Consider the following 375-nt stretch of genomic DNA (forward strand, 5'->3'; position numbering starts at 1 on the left):
CCGTCGGACCGATGCACGACTCCAGCGCCAGGCCGGAGGCCCACCGCAGGTGCTCCAGCAGGATCTGGGGCTCTCCATAACAGACCGCCGCTCGCGAACCCCCCGTTGGCTGGAGGACCTGGGCTCTCCGGGCCCGGAGGGGCCCCGGGTCGAGCTCTACCGGGCATCCACACCCCACCACTTCCCGCTGGACGCAGACCCGTTCGGCGACGACCTGGCGATCCTCCCGGTGGCCACCCCGGCGCACCCGCGCGGGGCGTTCTTCTACCCGCTGCCCGGCGAGGACAACCGGGTCGAGCTGTCGCGCACCGGCGTCCTCGGCGACCACCCGCCCACCGATCCCGAGTGCTTCCTGGCGTACGCGCGGTCGCTGCC

At 73.6% G+C, this 375-nt stretch carries 1 pseudogene; it reads left to right on the forward strand.

From position 1 onward, the window contains the following. Positions 1 to 49: 49 nt before the first annotated feature. Positions 50 to 375, forward strand: a pseudogene (locus UK12_RS40445) (FAD-binding monooxygenase); the annotation flags it as partial.

It is taken from the genome of Saccharothrix sp. ST-888 (genome assembly GCF_000955975.1).
Classification (GTDB): domain Bacteria; phylum Actinomycetota; class Actinomycetes; order Streptomycetales; family Streptomycetaceae; genus Kitasatospora.